Source organism: Exiguobacterium sp. USCH10 (assembly GCF_037619445.1).
GTDB classification, from domain to species: domain Bacteria; phylum Bacillota; class Bacilli; order Exiguobacteriales; family Exiguobacteriaceae; genus Exiguobacterium; species Exiguobacterium aestuarii_A.
In genome coordinates this window covers 471,243-495,891 of sequence record NZ_JAQPZO010000002.1, presented here as the reverse complement: position 1 = coordinate 495,891, position 24,649 = coordinate 471,243, and the positions used below count along the sequence as shown (strand labels likewise).

The following is a 24,649-nucleotide window of genomic DNA, read 5'->3' as shown; positions in this document are numbered from 1 at the left end:
TTTTTTGTTTAGAGAAGTTGGAACGATGACGTTGCTGAACCAGCCGTGTAACCTGTAAGCGTCGCGTCAGACTTCACTTGATACGTACCACGCTGTGACCAAGAGTTCGTAGAGAGTGTGAACGTGATGGCACCTGAAGCATTCGTCTTGCCTGTACCGACGAGCGTCGCGCCGTTCGGTTGTGTGACCGTCACACGGACATCGGCGTTCGCGACTGCTTGGCCATTCGAATTACGAACTGTTGAAGAAATCGAGACGACTTCACCCGCGTAGTAGTATGACTTCGAAGTCGATACTGTCGACGTGAGTGCTTGTACCGGTTGTGTCGTACCACCAGAAGTAGGGGCTTGGACGAGTCCATTTCCGAACCAAGTGTCACGACCTGCCGTACCGAGGTCAATCGAATCTTGCGATAATTTCGTACGGAGTTGCGTGCTCGATAACGTTGGGAAGGCTTGCTTCATGAGCGCAAGGTTACCTGCAACGTAAGGCGTCGCCATCGATGTCCCGCTCATTTGACCGTAGCCGCCATTTGAGAGGGTTGAATTGATGCTGACACCAGGTGCTGCGACTTCGACTGTGCCACCTGTCGCTGAGAACGAGGCACGGTTGTTGTTGATATCCGTCGCAGCGACGGCGATTGCCGAACTGTAACGCGCTGGGTAGTTGACGAGATCGCCCGACCCATCGGTACGTCCGTTGTTTCCGGCTGCCGCAACGACAAGGATGCCTGCGTTATTCGCACGATCCACGACTTGTTGGAGTGTCGTCGAAGGGCTTGTCGTCCCAAGACTCAAGTTGATGATGTCCATGTCATTTGTGATCGACCAATCAATACCGGCGATGATGCTTGATAGACTACCGCTACCGTTCGCCTCAAGTGCTTTGACGGCATAGATGCTTGCCTCGTGAGCGATTCCGACCGTACCGATGCTGTTGTTACGGGCTCCGATAATCCCGGCGACGTGCGTACCGTGACCGTTATCGTCGGCGTAAGAACTCGTGACCGTACTAAACGAGGCACCACCAGCAATCGTTAAGTCAGGATGAGCGGAGATACCCGTATCGACGACGGATACTTTGACACCTTTCCCAGTGAACCCACTTTGCCAAGCGGAAGGAGCTTGAAGTTTAGGGATTCCCCAATCCTGGCTTTGGTTCTCGATATGTACCGTTTGATCGACTTCCACGTGTGCGACATGCGGGTTATTCTTCAGTCCGTTCAAGGCAGCTTTCGGAACTTCAAGTGCTGCTGCAGGAATATTCGAATACTGTTGTTTAACTTCCATGCCTTCAATCGAGAGAGGGATTTTCTTTGCCGATTCTTTGAAGACGACGAGGACGCGTTCTTTCTCCTTGTTCGGGGCGGCTTCCGCGCCTCCTGGGACGGTTGATAAGACGAGCAATGATGCAAGGACGGTGCTACAGATTTTCTTCAACTTGTTTCCTCCTTTAAGGTAGTAGGCAAGATGACAGGATGTCGTACTGCCGTGTTCATAGAGTAACAAGTATTTCCAACGGATAGAATATGTCGATGGCATTAAAAATCTGAATATTTAGATAAGGATACAGGGGATTCAGATACAAGACTTTTGACTCAAGAGGACGTAACGGTAACAGAAAATCGGTGATGCGGTGCATGAAAAAAGCGAATCGACCCGTCAGGTCCATTCGCAATTGTTTACTTGATGACTTTATGTTTCCAAAGAATGCCGGACTTCAACAAGCGGGCGACTTTGCCGGTGAGTGATTGTTTCCCCATGAACACCCCGAAGCCTGCTTTCTTCCCAAGGGAACCGAGCGTCCCTTTCAATTTGATGTCTGGTAACTCTGGATAGGCAAGTCCTTTCCATTTACAGAGGAGCACTTGAACGATTTGTTCCGCCTGAGCTTCGGCGAGCTGTCCGGACGGTGCGTATGGCAAGCTCGCATTGTCTCCGACGACAAATACGTCTGGTAGGCCAGGGACGAAATGGTGCTCCGTCAGTTTGACACGTCCGCCTCCATCAAGCTCCCATCCTTGATTGCGTACGACAGCGACCGGTTGAATACCGGCTGTCCATACGGTCAAGTCGGAAGGGAACAAATCTTCATGGTTCCATAATCCATCGGCATCGACGCGCGTAATGTTGGCGTTGTTGATGACTTCGACTCCGTGCTCTTCGAACCAAGATTGCACATACATGGAGACACGATTGGATAAGAATGATAATACGGAAGGCCCACGGTCAAACAAGCGAACCGTCAAATCAGGACGACTCTCGCGTAGTTCGCTTGCGAGTTCGACGCCGGATAATCCGGCTCCAACGACCGAGACGACCGAGCCAGGCCGTAACCCGTTGATCGCTTGCTGTGTTTTTCGTGATTCTTCAAGTGTTTGAATACTGTACGTGAACTCTGCTGCCCCTTGGACGTTATGATATTTGTCTTCACAGCCTAATCCGATGACGAGGTCATCATACGGTACTTTTTCTCCACTCGCGAGAAGAACCATCTTGTCTTCCGTATCGATATCCGTGACTTGTCCGTATATGTAGTCAATTTCTTCCGGAAAATCGATGCGAATATCGCGGTCCGAGACTGTTCCTGCAGCGAGCGCATAATACTCTGTTTTTAATCCATGATAAGGTAAGCGATCGACGAGCGTGACCGATACGTCCTTCAACTGATGTCCAAGAACTCTTTCGATGACACGCATACCCCCGTAACCGCCCCCTAAGACGACTAATTTGCGCATAATAATCCCCCTTTGTTACTCTTCAACTGTATCATGTTATAATCTGCCGTAGAAGAACCATTTTCCGATAATTCACGTAAAGAAAGACGGTGACATATATGATGAATCCAATCATCGAATTTTGCGCCTCGAATTTAGCGATGGGCTCACAAGTGGCCCGAGCGAAATTAGAGTCTGACCCTGATCTCGATGTGGTCGAATACGGCTGTACAGGCTACTGTGGCGTCTGTTCCCTTGATCTCTTTTGCCTCGTCGACGGGGAAGTCGTGACCGGTGAAACACCGGATGAGTTAGTGACGAAGGTGTATGAAAAAATAGAAGAGATGGCATGGTGAAAAGTTTGAGGGATGACCTCAAACTTTTTTATTTCACCCGTTGCATTTTAAAAAGAGGGATGTTATATTCTAAGAGGTTCGAATGTAGGTTGTCTGACGTTTAACAACGAGAAAAAGAAAGCGTTTCAAACGGTAGGGCACATCTCTTTTCGGGTATGACACATATAATCGCTTTGTTTAATATGAAAGGAGCACAACATCAATGAAAATCATGAGTGTGGTTGGTATTTTGGCACTAATTGCAATCGCTTACATCTTCTCTACCAACCGTAAAGCCATCAAATGGCGCACGGTCTTGGCAGCATTCGCTGTTCAATTCGCGTTTGCTTTCCTTGTTCTGTACACGTCTTGGGGACGTTCAGCACTTGAATGGATCTCGAGCGGGGTTCAAGCAATCTTGAACACGGCGGGTGACGGGATTGCGTTCGTATTCGGAACAGCGGTCGGCGGCGACAACTTCGTCTTCGCATTCCAAGTCCTTCCGATTATCGTTTTCATGTCATCATTAATCGCGTTACTCTACTACCTTGGCGTCATGCAGTGGGTCATCCGTATCCTCGGTACGGCACTCGCGAAAGCGTTAGGAACGTCACGTAAAGAGTCACTTTCAGCAACAGCAAACATCTTCGTCGGTCAAACGGAAGCACCGCTTGTCATCAAGCCTTACCTTCCTACGATGACACAGTCTGAGCTCTTCGCAGTTATGGTCGGTGGTCTTGCATCGGTTGCCGGTTCTGTACTTGCTGGATACGCAGCACTCGGTGTACCGCTCGAGTACTTGCTCGCAGCGAGCTTCATGGCAGCTCCAGCTGGTCTCTTGTTCGCGAAAATCATCGTTCCAGAAACAGAAGAATACGATGATGACATCGAGATTGCAGAGGAAGAAGAAGACAGAGCGGCGAACTTCGTCGATGCAGCGGCACGTGGTGCTTCTGACGGTCTCTTCCTTGCTTTGAACGTCGGTGCAATGCTTCTCGCGTTCGTTTCATTGATTGCGCTCGTCAACTTGATCCTCGGTTCAGTCGGCGGACTCTTCGGATTTGATAGCTTGTCACTCGAATTGATCCTTGGTTACGTGTTCGCGCCACTTGCATTCGTCATCGGTGTTCCGTGGGCAGATGCAGTACAATTTGGTAGCTTCCTCGGTCAAAAATTAGTCTTGAACGAATTCGTTGCATTCTCTGAGTTTGCACCAATCATCGGTACTGGTGATTTGTCAGCTCGTACAGAAGCAATGATCGCATTCGCACTTTGTGGTTTCGCAAACATTTCATCACTCGCGATCCTTCTCGGTGGTCTTGGTGGTATGGCGCCAAACCGTCGTGGTGACATCGCACGTATGGGTGTCCTCGCAATTCTCGCAGGTACGCTTGCAAACTTGATGTCAGCTACATTGGCTGGACTTCTTCTCTAATTAGTATAAGAAAACGCGATCACTTCGGTGGTCGCGTTTTTTAGTGTAGGGATGATGTATACAATTTGACGTTCGGCCATTGAGCTGGCCAATTTTTTTGAGCCATTCGTTTCAAGTAGATTGGATGTTTTGAGGTGCTTGTTTCAAAATACGGTGTAGGTCTAGCTTGTAGTGTGAGAAGGTCTTGAACGCCATAGGGTGCTGAGAGAATGAGCTCACCGTCTACATTGAGACGTACCCCGATTGCGGTCACCGTCTCGGGGAAGTGCGCTAGCGCATCGACCGATGACGTATATGGTGGCAAATGGTTCACATAATGCATCCTCGCTTGGTTTTTTACAGACCAAGGTACGCTCGGGTCGAGTTGATTCAACACCTGTTCTAATTCTTTTTCGATGGATTCTTCCGACTGAGTAAGGTCGAAATAAATCACATCGACGTCGTCCGTTTGGGTCGGTGCATCGTATCCATGAAGATGGTCCCATATTTTTGCGCGAATATAGCCCGCGCAAATCCACCAGTCTGGCAGACGAAGGGTAGCAACGGTGCGAAGGTGATTCATAAGTTCTGCATCTTGTTGTAAAAAATCAATCAAATCCTCTTCATGTTTCATCAATCAAACTCCTCCTGATCCATCGGATTGAAAAAAGCACCTAGGCAACGCCTAAGTGCTCGTATATCGATTATGCTTGAAGTTGTACGCGCTGACGTTCGATCCACGGCTTCAATTTCAAGAAGAGTGGAACGAAGAGTGCGCTGATCAAGATCGCTTTAATCAAGTTGAACGGTAAGATCCCGTAAAGGACGAGGTCCGTCTTCACGGCCGGGTCGGCCATATCTGCCATTCCGAAGAAGAAAGCATAGGCTGGCAAGATGACGAGATAGTTTAAAATGGCGAGGCTGAGTGCCATCGTGATTGTACCGGCGAGTAGTCCGGAAGCGAGTGCTTTGTTCGTCTTCCGTTTGTGGTAGAACCATGCGACCGGGTACATGAATGCGACACCTGCGAAGAAGTTTGCGACTTCTCCGACCGGGACACCGCCACCGTTAAAGACATAGTACAAGACGTTTTTCAATCCGACGACCACGACACCTGCGAGTGGGGAAAAGACGATTCCGGCAATGAGTGCAGGAATGTCACTGAAATCCACTTTGAGGAATGGTGGTAAAAATGGGAGCGGGAAGTTGAATAGCATGAGTACGAACGAGATCGTCCCTAGCATCGCCAAAGTCACCATAGTTGTCAGTCGTTTGTTGCGCGTAGTTTTCATCAGAATCTCTCCTTTAGGTCGCTCCTCGATGAATGGCACCCGTCGCATATAAAAACCCGATTGCAATGAAGACAATCGGGAGAGTTTACGCGCATACGAAATAGATGTTTTCCGAGGTGGAAAAGTCCACGTCAAAGAAAACATCCGGATATCGGTCGGATGCCGCCATCTTCTCCCATCCAGACTGTACTGTCGGCTTTCGAATCTCACGAAATCAGCAAGCAACGCCTTGCTCGCTCACGGGCTGAGAAGAATAAATTCTTCAATACCGCCGGTCGGGAATTTCACCCTGCCCCGAAGATGGAACGATTTAATTTTTTTTGTTACAGTTTAGTTATACAAGATAATGTACAAAACTACAAGTCAATTGACTTGAAATGAAGATAAAATGAGGAGGAGTTCAGATGATTCATTTGACAGAATCAGCAGCACTTCAAGTGCAAGAGATGATGAAACAGACCGAACGTCCAGATGCGCAATACTTGCGAGTGAAGGTCCAAGGTGGCGGATGTACAGGACTTTCATATGGAATGGGCTTTGATGAGGAGAAGACGGATAAAGATATTCAATTCGACCATCACGGCGTCCGCGTCATCGTCGCAGAAGTCGATCACGGGGTCGTCGATGGGCTTGAGATTGACTACAAGCAATCGATGCTCGGTGGGGGATTCACGATTAAAAACCCGAATGCCATTGCTACATGCGGTTGTGGTTCGAGTTTCCGGACGGCGACGAACGCCGGTACACCCGGAGAATGTTAATTATTTTAGACTATGGAGCGCCATAGTCTTTTTTTTGTGCGATTCGACCAGTTACGGAACGTCGGGGAAAGGGAATGTAGGGAAGAGAATCGTATTGAAGGGGGCCAGGGTGATGAGGAAAGTATTGATTTTTGGAGGATCGCGCTATTTCGGGAAACGACTTGCCTTACGACTCGCGGAGGCGGGGGATGATGTGACGATTGTGACGAGGGGACAGTTGCAAGTGCCGGAAGCCGAAGGGATTCGGTCCATCAAAGGAGACCGGCAATCGGTCGCGACGATGAAAGACTTGGCACGCGAACGTTACGATCTCGTCTATGACAACATTTGTTTTACTCCGTATCAGGCAAAAATCGCTTCGGATGCGTTCATGGACAAAGTCGGAAAATATATCCTGACGTCTACAATGTCGGTATACGCGCCGGGTCCTGATTTAAAAGAGAGTGACTTTAATCCGCTCCATTATGAATATCATCTAGAGGCTGAGCATGACTACGGACAAGGGAAGCGAGAAGCTGAGTCGTTCTTCTTCCATCGAGCTTCATTCCCAGTTGCGACCGTACGCTTACCGATCGTCCTCGGACCAGATGATTATACAGATCGACTCAAATTTTATGTGGACGCTATTCGCAACGAGGAACCGATTGTGCTGCATCATCCAGAAGCGAAGATGGGCTTCATCTCGAGTGCGGAAGCAGCAGCATTTTTAGAATGGGTGGGACGTGCGAACGTGACTGGTCCTTTCAACGCAGCGAGTGACGGTCTCATCTCCATGGGTGCTTTAATGGAGCGAATCGGACAACATGTCGGAAAACCGGTCCATATCATAAAAGATGGGGAGTCGTCACCATATGATTCGGACGTCGACTATTATATGTCGATCGCTGAAGCGAAAAAGGCGGGCTTCGTGTTCACGCAACTCGATGACTGGATTGACCGGGTCATCATTCAGACGATGCGGAAATGAAAAAATCCTCTGTGGACACGGTCCACAGAGGATTGATCATTATTTCCCGGCAAATACAGATGTCGAGTGTTGCGGATGACGTGCAGTCGGGTCCACAAGTTGCTTCACTTGATTGATGGCAATTGGTGCTTCACCAAAACCTGTCGCAATCAGCTTCACTTTTCCTTCGTATGTGGCGATATCACCACAAGCGAAGATCCCGGCAACTGTCGTTTCCATGCGTGAGTCGACACGGATCGTGTTCTTCTCAAATTCCATTCCCCAGTTCTTGATTGGGCCAAGAGATGACACGAATCCGTAGTTACAAATCAAATCATCGATCTCAACGATTTTCGACTCGCCGTCCTTATCCGTCAATTCAACAGATTCGATGTGTGTCTCACCTGAGAGTGACTCGATGTTGTACGGCGTAAGGACATTAATCGTCGATGCCTTCATTTGTTCGACCGTATGTTCGTGAGCACGGAAACGGTCACGGCGGTGGACGATGTGTACTTCTTTCGCGATCCCTTCGAGCATGAGTGCCCAGTCGACAGCAGAGTCGCCACCACCGGCAATCATGACGCGGCGATCACGGAATTTCTCCATGTTGTCGACAAAGTAATGAAGGTTTGCGTAATCTTCGCAACCGTCAAGACCGAGTGGACGAGCTGAGAAGGCACCGTTTCCAGCAGTGATGATGACCGCTTTCGTATGGTACTCTTCTTTATTCGTCGTCAAAACGAACGTGCCGTCCTCGAGACGTTCCACCGTTTCGACCGTTTCGCCAAGGCGGTAGTCTTGCTCGAATTGATCAGCCTGTGCTTTTAATTGATCGATCAGATCCTGTGCTTTCACTTTCGGGAAGCCAGCGATGTCATAAATATATTTTTCAGGATAGAGCGTTGACAATTGACCGCCGAGTTGCGGTAAACTTTCAATCAACGTCGTATCGAGTTGGCGCATGCCTGCATAAAATGCGGTGAACAGTCCAACCGGACCTCCACCGATGATGATTACATCTTTCGTCGTCTTCATCGAATTCCTCCTCAAAGCGTATACATTTATTATAGAGAGTTTATTGAATTAAATCCATTCAGTACAAACATGCAACACTTTCAAAAAAAATTCAAGAAGATAAGCTTTTCCATTGAGAATTCAAATTAAAGAGCGTACAATGAAACAGAAGCAATTGTGAACAGATGTTGAACAAGAATGGGCTTTATTGTGAACATCTATGTGAAGAAACACACAACATAGTTGTTCAAAAAAACAAAACTTTAAACAAGGTGGAAATGAACATGAAACGACCTAACATTGTTATTCTTGGCGCGGGCTTTGGCGGACTCATCACAGCCGTCAACCTTCAAAAGACACTCGCTGCAGGTGACGCGAACATCACGCTCATCAACAAGCATGATTATCACTACCAAACAACTTGGCTTCACGAACCAGCTGCTGGAACAATGAACCCAGACCAAGCACGCATTTACATTAACGACATTGTGAACCCGTCACGTGTGAAACTTGTCAAAGGGATCGTCGATCGCGTCGATACTGCTGCGAAACAAGTCACGCTTGAAGATGGTTCCGTCGTCGAATACGACTACGTTGTCATCGGTCTCGGCGGTGTACCGGAAACATTCGGTATCCCAGGCTTGAAAGAAAATGCCATGACAATTAGCTCGTTGAACAGTGTTCGTAAAATTAAGGAGCACATCGAGTACTCATTCGCTCAATATAAAACAAACGGTTCTTCTGACAGCTCGTTCGTAACGATTGTTGTCGGTGGTGCTGGATTCACAGGAATCGAATTCCTCGGCGAAATCGTCAACCGAATCCCAGAGCTTTGCAAACAATATGACGTTCCACGCGAAGCTGTTCGCATCGTCAACATTGAAGCAGCGCCAACGGTTCTTCCAGGTTTCGACCCAGAACTCACAACGTACGCACAGAAATGGTTGGAGCGTAACGGTGTCGAGATGAAACTCGGTAACGGAATCAAAGGTGTTGAGCCAGGTGTCGTTACGTTTGGTCCACTTCAAGGTGACACGACGGAAACAATCCACGCCAACACGATCATCTGGACAGGTGGCGTAAGTGGTAGCCCGATCATCGAAAAATCAGGATTTGAAGCGGTTCGTAACCGTGTCATGGTGGAAGCGGATAACCGTGCACCAGGTCACGACAACGTCTTCATCATCGGTGACTGCTCGGCAGTCATGGACCCTGCTTCGAACCGTCCATACCCACCGACGGCACAAATCGCAACACAACAAGCGCACAACGTTGCGAAAAACATCGCTGCGCTCATCAATGGCAAATCGACTTCGAAGTTCACTTACGAGAGCAAAGGAACAGTTGCTTCACTCGGTCATAACGATGGAATCGGAATCGTCATGGGTAAAAAAATCTTCGGTCGCAACGCTTCATTCATGAAGAAAGTCATCGACAACAAACACTTCATCGAATTGAAAAAATACGGACTCGTCCTCAAAAAAGGGAAGTTCTAATTTTCGATTAACGTACGGCTCGTTCTGATTCAGAACGAGCTGTTTTCTTTCGAAATTGTCATAGGAAGTTCTTTGACCACGTCGGTCAGAATTTTGTATAATGGAGAGCGGACAAGGGGGACATCACATGCATATTATCCAAGCAGTCATTGGGGCCGTCTTATATATGACGATTTTTTTCAGTATCGGCTTCATCTTGAATATGTTACTTAAAAAGACATGGACACTCGTGTTCATTTATCCGATTTTTGTCATCATGATGATTGATAATGTCAAACTTTCGAGTTACGTGACCGAGACGTCAACTGCACTCACGGGGATCTATGAAGGACTCGTCGGATTGCAACTTCTCGATTTGTTCATGCTCGGTTTCGGGTTGCTCGGAGCAATCTTGGCTGGCGTGACGATTCGTTTCTTACGAAAGAGCGGTTATTCAATGTTTTAAATGGCGACAGAAATGTTCGCCTTTTTTGTTTTGTCCCTACTTTTTTAGGGCATGAACCGATATACTAGATAGCGAAACGATTTTTAGTAAGGGATGCGATGCGAATGACATTACCGATGTATACGATCAAAAAAGTGTTGAATAATAGCGTTGTCATTTGTCAACATGATACGGATCCGGAAGTCATTCTACTCGGGAAGGGAATTGGCTTTGGCAAAAAACCAGGCGACCTCGTCGACCCGGCCAGCGTCCCGGAGAAAGTGTATCAACTGACAGATAAAGAAGAACAGTCACAGTACCAAGAACTCGTCAAACATGTCGATGAGGATTTTATTGCGTTCATGCAAGAGATTGTCGGCTTCATCGAGACGAGTACAGGTAAGAAAGTCGATGAGCACATTCATATCGGCTTGACCGACCACTTGTTCTTCACGATGAAACGAATCGAACAAGGGATGGAAGTGACGAATCCGTTTTTACTTGAGACGGAATCCCTCTATCCAAACGAGTTTGCGCTCGCGGAACGAATCGTCGATATGTTCCATGAACGATTGAACGTACTTCTTCCAGATGCGGAGACTGGATTCATTGCCCTCCATATTCACTCAGCGACGACGTTCAAAAATGTCCTGGAAGTGAATCGTCATAACCAAATCATTGGCCAAATCGTCCAGACGATTGAGAGTCGTTTGAACGTAAAAATGGACCGAACTTCACTCGATTATAAGCGCTTACTTCGGCACTTAAGGTACGCCGTTGAGCGGGTTGCGACGGGTGAGATGGTCGAGGCACCACAAAAAATTGAAAAGGTGTTGCGCGACGAATATCCGCTATGCTATAGTACTGCTTGGGAGCTGATGGGCATCATGGAACGCGAGTTAAAGCGTCCCGTCCCACGAGGTGAAGCGACATATTTGACGATGCATCTCCAGCGCCTAACAAGTAGATAAATGATACCACGTGTCTTACGTGTTACTGATTCGATCAGGCATGAGTAAGGAGTGGAACGTTATGTGATTTCTCCATTGGGAGAGGTCTACGTTCTATCCTTATTCATGCCTTTTCTGTTTTATAAACGTGATTTATGAAAACGTTTAGATACGTCGGTTGTCTGACATCTACACCGCTATCATATTGTTTATACGTACTTAAAAAAGGAGGAAATGTTGATGTTTAAGCAGATCTTTGGTGTTCTTCAAAAAGTCGGTAAAGCACTTATGCTTCCTGTTGCGATCTTGCCGGCAGCCGGTCTTCTTCTTGCATTCGGTAACGCAATGCAAAACCCACAACTTACATCACGCGCTGGTTGGTTAACAAACGAAGGCGTCGTGAAATTCGCTCAATTGATGGAGCAAGCGGGTGGAATCATCTTCTCGAACTTGGCGCTCTTGTTCGCAGTCGGTGTCGCCATCGGTTTAGCAGGTGACGGGGTTGCCGGACTTGCGGCAATCGTCGGATTCTTGATCATGAACAAAGTGATGGGTGTTTGGCTCGAACTCACACCTGAAGTGTTAGCACAAGGTGACCCAGCATACGCGAACGTACTCGGTATCCCAACACTCCAAACAGGGGTATTCGGAGGGATCATCATGGGTCTCATCGCCGCATGGGCCTATAACAAGTACTTCAATATTGAATTGCCACAGTTCCTTGGTTTCTTCGCTGGTAAACGTTTCGTTCCAATCGTAACAGCAGTAGCAGCAGTCGTTGCTGGTTTCGTAATGCTTCTCGTTTGGCCACCAGTACAGGGCGGTTTGAACACATTCTCTAACTTCATGTTGAATGAAAACCGCACTTTGGCAGCGTTCGTCTTCGGTTTGATCGAACGTTCATTGATTCCATTCGGTCTTCACCACATCTTCTACTCACCGTTCTGGTTTGAATTCGGTTCATACACAGATGCAGCGGGTAACGTCGTTCGTGGTGACCAAGCGATCTTCTTCGCACAAATTCGTGACGGTGCTGAATTGACAGCAGGTACGTTCATGACTGGTAAATTCCCGTTCATGATGTTCGGTCTTCCTGCAGCAGCACTCGCAATGTACCATGAAGCACGTCCTGAGCGTAAAGCGGTTGTCGGTGGTCTCTTGGCTTCTGCTGCCCTTACATCGTTCTTGACTGGTATCACAGAACCAATCGAGTTCTCATTCTTGTTCGTAGCACCACTTCTCTTCGCAGTACACGCAGTGTTCGCAGGTCTTTCGTTCATGACGATGCACCTCTTGAACGTTAAGATTGGGATGACGTTCTCAGGTGGTTTGATCGACTTCTTACTCTTCGGTGTTCTTCCAGGTCGTACGGCTTGGTGGCTCGTCATTCCAGTTGGTCTCGTGTTCGCGGTTGTTTACTACTTCGGATTCCGCTTCGTTATCCGTAAGTTCAACCTTAAAACACCAGGTCGTGAAGATGAGGTTGTTGAACAATCAACAGCTACTGGTTCGGAACTTGCACAAGATATCCTCGTTGGTCTTGGTGGCTCACAAAACATCAAGCACCTCGATGCATGTATCACACGTCTTCGTGTCGAAGTAAAAGATAAGAACCAAGTCAACAAAGATGAGTTGAAACGCCTTGGCGCATCTGGTGTCCTTGAAGTTGGTAACAACATTCAAGCAATCTTCGGACCACGTTCGGATGCATTGAAATCAGAAATTCAAGCGGTTATCGCTTCAGGTAACGAAAAGAAAGCAAACTAATCATCATTTAGACCAATCCTTCGGGGTTGGTCTTTTTCTTTTATATGAAACGGTTTCATCCAAACGTTAGAGGGAAAAAGTAAGTATTCTGACAAAGGAGGGAACCATGATGTGGAAGAAAGTGTTTGGCGTTTTACAACGGGTCGGGAAAGCACTCATGCTTCCGGTTGCGATCTTACCGGCAGCCGGTCTTCTCTTGGCGTTTGGTACCGCATTCCAAAACCCGGACCTCGTTGAATTGCTCCCGTTTCTGGCAAATGACTCACTTGTCCTAATTTGGCAAGTCATGACAGATGCCGGGGACATCGTCTTCGCAAACTTAGGGTTACTGTTTGCCGTCGGGGTCGCAATAGGCCTGGCGAACGGGGATGGGGTTGCTGGTCTAGCAGCCATTGTTGGTTATTTGATCATGAACAAAGTCATCAGCACGTGGAACGGGATTACCGCGGAAATCGCTCAAGGCGACCCGCAGTATGCAACCGTTCTCGGTATCCCGACGCTCCAAATGGGGGTATTCGGGGGTATTATCGCAGGTCTTGTTGCAGCTTATGCGTACAACAAGTATTTCAACATCAAGTTGCCAGATTTCTTAGGATTCTTTGCAGGGAAGCGGTTCGTCCCGATTGCGACGGCCGCATTCAGTTTGATTATCGGGATTGCGCTCGCGTATATATGGCCACCGATCGGGAATGCGATCAATACGTTCTCAAGTACGGTCATCGAGGCAAACGTTGCCTTATCAGCATTCATCTTTGGATTGGTAGAACGTTCCTTGATTCCGTTCGGTCTTCACCATATTTGGTATTCTCCGTTCTGGTTCCAATTCGGGGAATATACGAACCAAGCCGGTGATCTCGTACAAGGTGACCAACGGATCTTCTTCGCGCAACTACGTGACGGCGTCGAGTTCACAGCTGGTACGTACATGACCGGGAAATTCCCGTTCATGATGTTTGGGTTACCTGCTGCCTGTCTCGCCATGTTCCACACGGTTCCGAAAGAACGTCGGAAAGACGTCGAAGGTCTCTATTTCTCAGCTGCCCTCACGTCATTCTTGACAGGTATCACAGAACCAGTCGAGTTCTCATTCGTCTTCGTTGCACCACTTCTCTTTGGAATTCACGCTGTCTTTGCCGGTCTTTCCTTTATGACGATGCATCTACTGAACGTCAAGATCGGGATGACATTCTCTGGCGGTCTCATTGACTATCTTCTCTTCGGAGTCTTGCCGAACCGAACGGCCTGGTGGCTTGTCATTCCGGTCGGACTCGTCTTTGCGGTCATCTATTACTTCGGATTCCGTTTCGCCATCACAAAATTCGACCTGAAAATCCCTGGACGTGACGTTCAGACCGGCGCGAAAGGGGACAAAGCCGGTATTGGGGACGACTTGCCGTATGAAGTGCTCGTCGGACTCGGTGGTCCTGAAAACATTAAACATTTGGATGCTTGTATCACTCGACTTCGTGTTACGGTCAATGACGTCAAACAAGTCGACAAAGACCTCCTGAAAACACTTGGTGCTGCCGGTGTCCTTGAAGTAGGGGATAACATTCAGGCCATCTTTGGACCGAAGTCGGATACGCTCAAATCACAAATCGCGACCATCATCGAAGGTGGCGAGTATAAACCGAAAGAAAAAGTTGAAAAAGCGGTGATTACACCGGAAGCGGCTGAACAAGCTGATCATCGCTTCCTCGCTCCGATGTCAGGTGTATTGTTGTCACTTGATGATGTACCAGATCAAGTCTTCTCTGGTCGGATGATGGGAGAAGGATTTGCGATTGAACCAAGCTCAGGTCAGGTCGTTTCGCCGGTGACGGGTCAAATCACGACATTCTTCCCAACGAAACATGCGATCGGTATCTTGGCTGACGATGGACGTGAACTACTGATTCATGTCGGTCTCGATACGGTCAATTTGAAAGGGGAAGGATTTACTGCGAAAGTAGAAGAAGGTGCTCGAGTCGAAGCGGGAGACGTACTTCTCGAAGTCGATCTCAATGCGATTCGAGATAAAGTACCTTCACTCATCACACCGATCATTTGGACGAACGGAGACGGAAAAGTCGTCGTCGTACCGTTCGGTGAGACGGTCGTCGCAGGGGAAGCGCTCGACTTTAGAGCTGATGACAGAGGTCCAGAGTAACCAAGTTTCACACGCCGCTCCAGTAATGGAGCGGCTCTTTTTGTATAGTTACTTCAATGTGCCTTATTCCGAAAAGTAGGAATCCCTTTTATAGTGAAGAAGAATTCTCACGAAAGAAGGGGTACAAATGAAACAATCTGTAGAGTTGAATCATGGTCAGAAAGCCATTCCTACCACCGGACTTGGCGTCTTCAAAGTAGAGGACGGGGATACGGTCATCGATGCTGTCGTGGAAGCGATTCGTCAAGGATACCGCCACATCGATACGGCAGCTGTTTATGAGAACGAGGAAGGTGTCGGAATCGGAATTCGAAAAGGAATGGAGATGGCGAATATTTCCCGGGATGATTTGTTCATCACCTCAAAACTTTGGAATGCCGATCAAGGGTATGAATCAGCCATCGCTGCGTATGAAGCTTCACTCGAACGCCTCGGCTTAGAACAATTGGATTTGTATTTGATTCATTGGCCGGTGGAAGACAAAATTGTTGACTCTTGGCGCGCCCTTGAACAATTATATCGCGAAGGACGTGTCGGAGCGGTCGGAGTGAGTAACTTCCAGATTCATCACCTTGAGACATTGGCTGCAAACAGTGAACTCGTTCCAGCCGTGAACCAAGTCGAGCGGCATCCGTTGCTTCGTCAAACCGAATTAGCATCGTATATGACTGAGCACGGCATCGTACCGGTTGCTTGGGCGCCGCTCATGCAAGGTGGGTTGTTCGAAGAACCGACGTTAGTTACAATCGCGAAAGAAATGGAGCGTTCTGTCGCTCAAGTGATATTGCGCTGGCACCTTCAGACAGGGTGGGTCATCATTCCGAAGTCGGTCAAATCGCATCGAATCGAAGAAAACTTCAGCCTGCATGATTTTGAATTGAGCAAAGAACAAATGGAACGGATCGACGCACTCGACCAACATAAACGTGTCGGTCCAGACCCGGACGACTTCGATTTTTAAATAGTATGTAAAAAAAGTCCTTCTCTCGCTCGAGAGAAGGACTTTTGACGTTACTTTTTAATGTCAAATTTTTCGCTAAGGAAGTTCACGACTTCTTCAGCTGTGTCCATGTTGAGGACTTCGTTGACGATCGATTCTGTTTCTGTCTTCGTCAAGCGCTTCACGAGGCTACGTGCACGAAGGACGCTTGAAGCTGACATCGAGAATTCATCGAGTCCAAGACCGAGAAGGATTGGAATCGCAAGCTCTTCTCCAGCCATCTCTCCACACATACCGACCCATTTGCCAGCTTTGTGTGCTTCTGTGATGACGTTGTGGAGAAGGTTCAAGATGGCAGGGTTGAACGGTTGGTACAAGTAAGATACTTTTTCGTTCATGCGGTCAGCCGCCATCGTGTATTGAATCAAGTCGTTTGTACCGACTGAGAAGAAGTCGACTTCTTTTGCGAATTGTTTCGCCATGACAGCTGTAGATGGAATTTCAACCATCATCCCTGTTTCATATTGACCGACTTCGATTCCTTCTTCTTTCAACTTCGCTTCTTCTTCAAGGAGAAGGGCTTTCGCTGCGCGGAACTCCTCAAGTGTCGCAATCATTGGGAACATGATTGCGAGGTTACCGTGAGCTGACGCGCGGAGAAGGGCACGAAGTTGTGTGCGGAACAAATCTGTTTCCTCGAGGCAAAGGCGAATCGCACGATAGCCGAGGAACGGGTTCATTTCTTTCGGGAGGTCGAGGTAAGACAATTCTTTGTCGCCACCGATATCGAGTGTACGGATGACAACTTGCTTGCCTTCCATACCTTCAAGAACCGTTTTGTATGCTGTGTACTGCTCTTCTTCTGTCGGGAATGTTTCAGAGTCCATGTACAAGAACTCTGTACGATAAAGACCGATTGCATCTGAACCGTTTTTCAAGACGCCTTCTAAGTCGTTTGGCGTTCCGATGTTCGCTGCAAGCTTCACTTTATGACCGTCAGCAGTGACAGACTCTTCGTTGACGAGTTGCTTCAACTCTTCTTTGTAAGCTTCGAAATCAGCACGTTTGCCTTCGTACTCTTTGACGAGGTCTTCAGAAGGGTTGACGAACACGTCACCTTCCGTACCGTCGATGATGACGAGTTCACCGTTTTTGATTTCTTCAAGGGCCACTTTCGTACCAACGACCGCTGGAATTTCGAGTGAACGTGACATGATGGCAGAGTGAGACGTACGTCCACCGATGTTTGTCGCGAACCCTTTGACGTATTTACGGTTGAGTTGTGCCGTGTCTGAAGGCGTCAAGTCTTCAGCGATGATGATCACTTCTTCTGAGATCGATGCAGGTGTCACGAATGTCACCCCAAGAATGTGTGCCAAAACACGTTTTGTCACGTCACGAACGTCAGCTGCACGTTCGCGCATGTACTCGTTGTCCATCGATTCGAAAATCATGATCATCGTCTGTGCGACTTCGTCAAGTGCTTTCGCCGCGTTCATGTTTTCGCTTTCAATTTTATCGTTCACTTGCGAAACGATTTCTGGATCCTCAACGATTAAAAGGTGAGCTGAGAAAATCTCGGCTTTGTCTGGACCAAGTTCACGAAGCGTGTGCTCGCGGATTTCTTCAAGCTCCGTTTTAGATTGTGCGATTGCATCTTGGAAACGTGCCTTTTCTGCAGCGACATCTTCAATCTTGTGTGTTGGGATATCGAATGAAGGTGTCTCCATGACGAATGCTTTTGCAACTGCAATCCCTGCAGATGCACCAATACCTTTAATGTGTGACATAAGCGTAGTCCCTCTTTTCAAAGAAATAGTGTACTTTCCTGCCTCGTTACTTCATACCCGAAAAGAAAAAAGAATTAACGAGAACGAAGAAAGTTAAAGTAGCAACGGTCTACGACTAGGGGAAGCCTCGACCAGTCAAATTGGCCTCACTTCACGATGAAGAGAAGCCCGATTGCGTACTTTCTTATCCTATCATAAAATAAAACAACGTCACAACGAGGAGATAGCCCACGAATTCGAAGATTTTTTGACTCTTACGCATACTATTTCATTATTTTGGAGAAGTTCGCTATGCTTACCATATATAAAGAAGGGAAGTGGCAAGATGTATCAAATTGCTCAATTAAATTGGACAGATTCATATGACACGATGATCGTTGGAATCGGTGCGGCCGATTCAATCGACGAAGGGCTCGACGCATTGTTCGGTGGACGAGTGAAAGCACTCATTCAATCAGGAGATCTTTCGACGAAAACAGGAGAAGTGACGTTATTGCCGACGTTCGCCGGGGAAACGGCACGCGTCTTGTTTGTCGGACTTGGACAACGAAACGACATCACGACAGAGAATGTACGGAACTGGTTCGGGAAAGTGGCGAAGCTCGTCCACGCGCGTGGATTAAAGGACGTTGCAGTCGCGCTCGACACGTTCACAAACGACGCGGCTCGCATTTTCGCAGAAGCATTTGAAATGGCGACGTATGCTCATCCTACATACAAGTCAGAGCCGAAACAAACGGTCGAAGAGCCAAACATCACACTTCTTGGGGATGTGTCACAAGAAGACATCGATGCAGGTGTCGCTTATGGAAAAGGGGTCAATGTCGCCCGAACGTTGACGATGATGCCGGCTAATATTTTGACAGCAGAGACGTTGGCGGATTATGCGGTAGAATTAGCGAAACGCCATGATTTCAAATACCGAGTGTTAGAAAAAGAAGAAATGGAAGGGCTCGGAATGGGTGCACTCCTCGCCGTAAACCAAGGCTCGACAATCCCGCCGAAATTGATCGTGTTGGAATATCGTGGTGCAGAGGAAGAAGCTCCGATTGCGGTTGTCGGAAAAGGCGTCACGTTCGATACAGGTGGCTATTCAATCAAGCCGAAAGATGGCATCGTCGGAATGAAAGGTGATATGGGTGGTGCGGCTACTGTCCTTGGACTATTCGAGACACTCGGACGCACACGTCCGAATAAAAACGTCATCGGAATCATCGGTGCGACAGACAACATGATTTCAGGCGATGCCTTCAAGCCGGATGATGTCATCACGGCGATGAACGGTAAGACGATCGAAGTACTCAACACAGATGCGGAAGGGCGCCTCGTTCTAGCGGATGCTGTTACGTTTGCGAAAACGTATGAGCCAAAAGCGATCATCGATGTAGCTACGCTAACAGGTGGTGTACTCGTCGCACTCGGTACGGACGTGACGGGCTGTCTGACGAACGATGATACACTCTATCGCTCTCTAGAAGAAGCGAGTCGCGAGACGAATGAGCTCGTTTGGCAAATGCCATACTTTGATGTGTTCATCGACAAAGTGAGAAAATCAGAAGTAGCCGACTTGAACAACTCACCTGGTCGGTTCGGTCACATGATTTTCGGTGGAGCGTTTGTCGGCGAGTTTGTAGGCGATACACCGTGGCTCCACCTCGATATCGCAGGAACGAGCGAACGTGCGGCAGCGAACGACCTCGGTCCGAAAGGTCCGACTGGTGTAATGGTCCGAACGCTTGCACGGATGATTGAAACGTGGGAGCGCTAAGAGCGCTCCTCTTGATCGGTTTGGCGATTCTGTGTGGCTTTGCGTACACGGTTTGGCCGAACCGAATCTGGTTAGGGTGTACAGTATTTCTCGCCGTGTTCGGCGTGTTGATGATGTTACAGGAGGTACGACATGGTAGGAGTAGGAATTGACGGCGCACGCGGAGGTTGGGTGCGCATCACATACGATAGCATTTCCTTATGTTTGACGATTTCGGAAACGCTAGAGGAGTTGCTCATTGACGGTGCGATGCATTTCGTGGATATGCCGAAAGATTTAGGGACGGTCGACCATCCGAGTCGAGCGTGTGACGCGTGGATGCGGAGCCAACTTGTCGAGCGGAAATCGTCCGTTTTCACCCCGCCGATTCAAGAAGTACTTCATGAAGCGGCATACGAGGAAGCGAACAAACGAAGTCGATTGTTGATCGATAAAGGGATTAGCAAACAGGCTTGGCATTTGGTTCCGCGTATCCGTGAGTTCCAGCAGGTGTTAGCGGAAGACGTTTATGAATCTCACCCAGAAGTATGCTTCTCGGTCATGATGGGGCATGAGGCAAGTCATTCGAAAAAGACAGTCGAAGGGCAGGATGAGCGAATCGAGTTACTTCAAAAATACTCGAAAAGCACTCCGTGGAAATGGAAAATGTCAAACGTCCAAATCGATGACATTATCGATGCTTGCATCTTGGCAGTAGCCGCCTATGAAGCGGGGACGAGTGGTCTTTCGTTACACCCGGCTGAAGCGAATGAGCCGAAAGTAGCTGTACCTCAAATGAAAGAAGAGCGATGAAATGTTAATTTCATCGCTCTTTTGCTGTCGTGGCGGTCGGACCGACGACGAACCGCCACATATAGTGAAAGACTTTGGCGTTGTATAAGGCTTTCAGTAGAACGGCGAGTACGGGACCTAAGATGAAGCCGAATACACCGAATAGTTTTAGACCGACGAAAATCGAGATGAGTGCGGCAAGCGGATTCAACCCGATGTGGGAACCGACAATCTTCGGTTCGGCCAGGTTTCGTTGAACGATGACGATGATATATAGCACAATCAATCCGATCGCGACGAACCAATCGCCCGATACTGCGGCATAGGCGGCCCACGGAATGAGTAGTGTACCGACACCTAAATAAGGTAAAAGGTCGAAGAACCCTGCGAGTAAAGCGAATGAGAGTGGATTGTCGACTCGAAGAATGAACATACCGACCAGTACGATTCCGAATGTGATGGAAATGAGCGTAAGTTGTGCCCGAACGTAACCGAATAGTGCGGACTTCAGGTTGATCATCACTTCCTCGAACTCTTTAAATCCTTTACGTTTATTCAGGCGATTTAGAGAGGTCACATAAGACGGCCAGTCTTTTGTGATAAAGAACCAGGCGAGGACGATGACGACGACGAGTAACAGGACGAGTGGGAGTGCGGCCAACATGCCTTGTAGGACACTTGCCACACCACGGGATAAAACACCGATTGCGGCTGCGAGTTGGACACCGAGTTCTGTGATCCCACCTTCTAATGAAGTCGTCTGTCCAGGATTCAATTGTTGATAGCTCTCATACGCATCGTTGACGAGTGGTGCAATCTTTTCGTTGAACAAGCGCTGGACGTATTCAGTGAACGTTTGGATTTGTTCAGGAAGTCGCTCCGCTGCGATTGTCGCATAATGAATCAATTGGATGATGACGATGGTGATGATGCCGACGACGATACTTAGGACGATCAACAATGAGATCAGTGTCCCGAGCGCACGCGGCATGTTGGTTTTTCGTTCGAAAAAATCGACGAGTGGAACGGTCAAGAGAGATAAGAGTAGGGCAAACACGAAAGGATACGTATATTCGAAGAGGATGTTCAGTACCCATGTAATCAAAAATAAGCCGATTACGACAAGTACGAACCGAAGCAGTTGCCAAAGTCTTACCGAAGACATGAAAAACCCACCCTTTCCGGACAGTTAGATTGAGCATAGTATATCATGTAGACGGTAAATAAAGCAGAAAGATAGGTGAATGAACATGAGAGAGATTCAACAAAAAATTGATATGATGATTCTTCATTTGGGAGGTTACTGGAGACCGTTATCGGGGCTGGCACGATTATTAGAAGAAGTGGGAGAAGTGGGGGGAGCGATGCGCAAAGGATCAGCGGAGGAGCTAAAAGAAGAACTGCTCGATGTGCTCGTCATTTCTACGTGTCTCGCGAACCAGTATGCGATCTCACTTCAACAACAAGAAGCAGATGTAAGAGAAGTGACGAAAGAACAGTTATATTTTCAAATTGTAGAAGAGGCCGGCGAAGTGGCGAGGATATTGAATGCTTACGAAGGAGATAAAAAGCTGAAGCCGAATCGTCAAGGAGCGTCGTTACAACTGCATATCGAGCAACTGCAACGTGCCGTGATTTCTTTAGGAGAACAGTGCAACTACGAATTGTTTGACTCATTGTATGCATTGATTGATGAAAAATCGACACGTGACTTCGGGCGTTTCGATCATACACCGGATCCGATTACGGAAACTTCCGTCAGAACCTATGTCACGTATCAGTCTGGACGCTATTGGGGTGGGATTGACCCTAAACCTTTTGAGCGATTTGACCGATACATAGAGAGAGAGAAACATATAGAACGCTTTCTGAAAATTGCTCATATTGAGGGACTTGATGGATTTGTGATTCAACAATTAAAAGATGGTCTTTTATATGAAGATGGTTATGGATATCTGATTCCTGAAACCTTTCATATTGTAGAAGAAATTTACGAAAATCATCAATTCTTAGTCATCAAACCCCAACAATAAAAACATTTACCTTTTTATCAAAAACATTCATCTTTTTTTTCAAATATTTACTTTTTTTAAAAAAGCATTATGCTAATATGAAGTTGTTGTTAGTAGGAAATGCCGCTAGAAGAAAGGAATATTTTGGATGAAAATGAAGCTTGTAAAAATCGCACTCATCTTAACGGTTCTCTTATTTGGAATGCAACTTCCTTCAGTTGAAGCCGCAACGTACGATGGGGAGACGACTGTGAATTTGAATATTCGTTCAACACCAAGTTTGAGCGGGACAGTCGTCAAGACATTGCCGAAAGGCACGAAAGTGAAATACGGGACGTATAATCAGTCCTGGCATAAAGTGTATGTCGATAGTCGTACATATTATGCATCAGCTCAATACATCCGCAAACTTTCTTCTCCTTCGAGTTCGTTGACGACTCAGTCAGCAACTTCAACCGGTGTGACAACCGAAAACTTAAACATTCGTGTCACATCACATCGTGCAGCCAGTATTGTCACGACGTTGAAAAAAGGGACAGAAGTAAAGTATGCCGTTCATAACTCTTCATGGGCGAAAGTCTATTTGAACGGAAAGACATACTATGCTGCGAAGATGTACATTGCACCAAAACTGACAGATGCAACAGTGAGCCGAACGGAAGGTTACGCAAACCGTGAAATGAAACTGTTTGCGATGCGGAGTCAAAGTTCGGCTGTGCAGAAGGTGTTACCGAAACATACAGTCGTCACTTCGAGCAAGTACAACTCGAGCTGGTCAACCGTGTATATCGGAAGCGCGACATACTATACGCCGACAGCGTGGATTACGCCTGGATCGCTCAAACCACAGATTGTCAAAGAGAATGGATACGCAAACCGAGAGTTAAAACTTTTCGTGATGAGAAGCCAAAGTTCTAGCGTAGCGAAAGTATTGCCAATCAATACTGCAGTCGTTTCAAGTAAGTACAATTCAAGTTGGTCGACCGTATATATCGGGAATGCGACATACTATACACCGACAGCTTGGATCTCAACTTCTAAAACGGAAATACAACCACCTACAACAACGGAACCAAACGACGGATTGACTCAGGGGTATGCTAACCGAAACGTCAACTTGTTCGGAAGAACGCATCAAAGTTCGCCAGTTCAACTTGTGCTTCCGAAATACACGGCTGTATCATACAAATCGTATAATGCAAGCTGGTCGACGGTTCACATCGGGTCGAAAGTCTACTACACGGCAAGTTCATGGTTGACGGCTGGAAAAGCTCCGGCTGCGCCTGAAGCGGCACCAAAAGGAACGGTATATATTAACACGCCAGGTGATGTGTTGAATGTTCGTTCTCAAGCGAGCCTTAACTCAAGCGTAGTAGGGAAACTCGATCACGGCACGGCTGTTGCCTACTATGCAACGGTAAATGGTTTCCACAAGATTAAGTACAACGGAAAAGATGCTTACGTTTCTTCAGGATTCGTCTCGTCGTCGAAACCGAGTGAATCTTCTGGAGCTGTCATCGTTCTTGATCCTGGACATGGTGGGAAAGACCCAGGGGCATTGAACGGTTCCCTTTATGAAAAGACGATTGTATTAGATGTATCACAACGTGTGGAAGCCTATCTTCGTTCGAAATACGGCTATACAGTTCGTCTGACACGTTCGACAGACGTTTACTTGACACTTGATCAACGTGTCGCTGCAGCGAAGTCGTTGCGTGGTGACTTATTCGTGAGTATGCACGTCAACGCAGCAGGTTCGTCAGCGGCAAAAGGATTGGAAACATTCTATTCGACACGTTCGGCCCACAGTGCACGTAGTAGCGTGTTGGCCTCGAACATTCAAAGCAACCTAGTCGGAAAGATGAGTGGGATGTCAAACCGAGGCGTTAAGACGGCAAACTATTACGTCATTACGTATAATACGATGCCATCAGCTCTCGTAGAGCTCGGATTCATCTCTTCTCCAACGGATTTGACGTATCTTCGCAGTGACGCATCCCGCCAACGTATGGCAGAGGGTGTTGCGGAAGGAATCGCTAAATACGTACAAACTTATCATTAATTCGAAAAACCTTAGACGAACGTGTCTAAGGTTTTTTTG

The 24,649-nt window shown here is 47.6% G+C and carries 20 protein-coding genes, 1 pseudogene and 1 riboswitch; of the genes and pseudogenes, 14 read left to right on the top strand and 7 right to left on the bottom strand.

Annotated features, from left to right (window positions below; genetic code table 11):
• Nucleotides 1–8: 8 nt before the first annotated feature.
• Nucleotides 9–1,439, bottom strand: a complete 1,431-nt coding sequence (locus PQI28_RS07070; RefSeq protein WP_339962834.1) for a S8 family serine peptidase — start codon at nt 1,437–1,439, stop codon at nt 9–11.
• Between the two features lie 242 nt (nt 1,440–1,681).
• On the bottom strand, nt 1,682–2,737 hold the full coding sequence (locus tag PQI28_RS07065; RefSeq protein WP_214746262.1) for an NAD(P)/FAD-dependent oxidoreductase: 1,056 nt from the start codon (nt 2,735–2,737) through the stop codon (nt 1,682–1,684).
• A 98-nt stretch (nt 2,738–2,835) separates the two neighbouring features.
• On the opposite strand from PQI28_RS07065, the gene PQI28_RS07060 reads away from it, so the two are divergent.
• Complete coding sequence (locus PQI28_RS07060; protein WP_074033523.1) at nt 2,836–3,072, top strand: YuzB family protein; 237 nt, start codon at nt 2,836–2,838, stop codon at nt 3,070–3,072.
• A 202-nt stretch (nt 3,073–3,274) separates the two neighbouring features.
• A complete protein-coding gene (locus PQI28_RS07055) occupies nt 3,275–4,486 on the top strand; it encodes a NupC/NupG family nucleoside CNT transporter (protein WP_214782040.1) in 1,212 nt (403 codons plus the stop codon).
• Nucleotides 4,487–4,526: 40 nt separating this feature from the next.
• Here the strand turns inward: PQI28_RS07055 and PQI28_RS07050 are convergent, their stop codons facing one another.
• The gene (locus PQI28_RS07050) at nt 4,527–5,099 is read right to left on the bottom strand and encodes a nucleotidyltransferase family protein (RefSeq protein ID WP_339962833.1); all 573 of its coding nucleotides are present in this window, start codon (nt 5,097–5,099) and stop codon (nt 4,527–4,529) included.
• A 70-nt stretch (nt 5,100–5,169) separates the two neighbouring features.
• Nucleotides 5,170–5,757 (bottom strand): ECF transporter S component, encoded by a 588-nt coding sequence (locus PQI28_RS07045; RefSeq protein WP_214693438.1) that lies wholly within the window; start codon nt 5,755–5,757, stop codon nt 5,170–5,172.
• 163 nt (nt 5,758–5,920) lie between these two features.
• A riboswitch (FMN riboswitch) is annotated at nt 5,921–6,063 on the bottom strand.
• A gap of 98 nt (nt 6,064–6,161) precedes the next feature.
• Between PQI28_RS07045 and PQI28_RS07040 the strand changes: the two genes are divergently transcribed.
• Together PQI28_RS07040 and PQI28_RS07035 are read left to right on the top strand one after the other, a co-directional pair.
• Nucleotides 6,162–6,518, top strand: a complete 357-nt coding sequence (locus PQI28_RS07040; protein ID WP_074033519.1) for a HesB/IscA family protein — start codon at nt 6,162–6,164, stop codon at nt 6,516–6,518.
• A 112-nt stretch (nt 6,519–6,630) separates the two neighbouring features.
• The gene (locus PQI28_RS07035) at nt 6,631–7,485 is read left to right on the top strand and encodes an NAD-dependent epimerase/dehydratase family protein (protein WP_339962832.1); all 855 of its coding nucleotides are present in this window, start codon (nt 6,631–6,633) and stop codon (nt 7,483–7,485) included.
• Between the two features lie 39 nt (nt 7,486–7,524).
• On the opposite strand, the gene PQI28_RS07030 is transcribed toward PQI28_RS07035, so the two are convergent.
• Entirely contained in the window at nt 7,525–8,502 is a 978-nt protein-coding gene (locus PQI28_RS07030; protein WP_074033516.1) for an NAD(P)/FAD-dependent oxidoreductase, read from the bottom strand.
• Between the two features lie 263 nt (nt 8,503–8,765).
• On the opposite strand from PQI28_RS07030, the gene PQI28_RS07025 reads away from it, so the two are divergent.
• From PQI28_RS07025 to PQI28_RS07000, 6 genes and pseudogenes are all read left to right on the top strand, one after another.
• The gene (locus PQI28_RS07025) at nt 8,766–9,977 is read left to right on the top strand and encodes an NAD(P)/FAD-dependent oxidoreductase (RefSeq protein ID WP_214746276.1); all 1,212 of its coding nucleotides are present in this window, start codon (nt 8,766–8,768) and stop codon (nt 9,975–9,977) included.
• Nucleotides 9,978–10,104: 127 nt separating this feature from the next.
• Nucleotides 10,105–10,422, top strand: coding sequence for a YuiB family protein (locus PQI28_RS07020; RefSeq protein WP_012726819.1), 318 nt, complete (start codon nt 10,105–10,107; stop codon nt 10,420–10,422).
• Nucleotides 10,423–10,526: 104 nt separating this feature from the next.
• Nucleotides 10,527–11,372, top strand: coding sequence for a glucose PTS transporter transcription antiterminator GlcT (glcT, locus tag PQI28_RS07015; RefSeq protein ID WP_214693426.1), 846 nt, complete (start codon nt 10,527–10,529; stop codon nt 11,370–11,372).
• 219 nt (nt 11,373–11,591) lie between these two features.
• Nucleotides 11,592–13,091 (top strand): annotated as a pseudogene (ptsG, locus tag PQI28_RS07010) (glucose-specific PTS transporter subunit IIBC); the annotation flags it as partial.
• A 136-nt stretch (nt 13,092–13,227) separates the two neighbouring features.
• Nucleotides 13,228–15,267, top strand: coding sequence for a glucose-specific PTS transporter subunit IIBC (ptsG, locus tag PQI28_RS07005; RefSeq protein ID WP_214782053.1), 2,040 nt, complete (start codon nt 13,228–13,230; stop codon nt 15,265–15,267).
• A 127-nt stretch (nt 15,268–15,394) separates the two neighbouring features.
• Nucleotides 15,395–16,228, top strand: a complete 834-nt coding sequence (locus PQI28_RS07000; RefSeq protein WP_339962831.1) for an aldo/keto reductase — start codon at nt 15,395–15,397, stop codon at nt 16,226–16,228.
• Nucleotides 16,229–16,278: 50 nt separating this feature from the next.
• On the opposite strand, the gene ptsP is transcribed toward PQI28_RS07000, so the two are convergent.
• Nucleotides 16,279–17,997, bottom strand: a complete 1,719-nt coding sequence (ptsP, locus tag PQI28_RS06995; RefSeq protein ID WP_339962830.1) for a phosphoenolpyruvate--protein phosphotransferase — start codon at nt 17,995–17,997, stop codon at nt 16,279–16,281.
• Between the two features lie 325 nt (nt 17,998–18,322).
• On the opposite strand from ptsP, the gene PQI28_RS06990 reads away from it, so the two are divergent.
• Together PQI28_RS06990 and PQI28_RS06985 are read left to right on the top strand one after the other, a co-directional pair.
• The gene (locus PQI28_RS06990; protein WP_339962829.1) at nt 18,323–19,765 is read left to right on the top strand and encodes a leucyl aminopeptidase; all 1,443 of its coding nucleotides are present in this window, start codon (nt 18,323–18,325) and stop codon (nt 19,763–19,765) included.
• A 132-nt stretch (nt 19,766–19,897) separates the two neighbouring features.
• Nucleotides 19,898–20,557, top strand: a complete 660-nt coding sequence (locus tag PQI28_RS06985) for a DUF429 domain-containing protein (RefSeq protein ID WP_339962828.1) — start codon at nt 19,898–19,900, stop codon at nt 20,555–20,557.
• Nucleotides 20,558–20,567: 10 nt separating this feature from the next.
• Here the strand turns inward: PQI28_RS06985 and ytvI are convergent, their stop codons facing one another.
• Nucleotides 20,568–21,701 (bottom strand): sporulation integral membrane protein YtvI, encoded by a 1,134-nt coding sequence (gene ytvI / locus PQI28_RS06980; protein WP_339962827.1) that lies wholly within the window; start codon nt 21,699–21,701, stop codon nt 20,568–20,570.
• 85 nt (nt 21,702–21,786) lie between these two features.
• Between ytvI and PQI28_RS06975 the strand changes: the two genes are divergently transcribed.
• Nucleotides 21,787–22,569, top strand: coding sequence for a MazG nucleotide pyrophosphohydrolase domain-containing protein (locus PQI28_RS06975; RefSeq protein WP_339962826.1), 783 nt, complete (start codon nt 21,787–21,789; stop codon nt 22,567–22,569).
• Nucleotides 22,570–22,696: 127 nt separating this feature from the next.
• The gene (locus tag PQI28_RS06970) at nt 22,697–24,610 is read left to right on the top strand and encodes an N-acetylmuramoyl-L-alanine amidase (RefSeq protein WP_337874625.1); all 1,914 of its coding nucleotides are present in this window, start codon (nt 22,697–22,699) and stop codon (nt 24,608–24,610) included.
• Nucleotides 24,611–24,649: the final 39 nt, after the last annotated feature.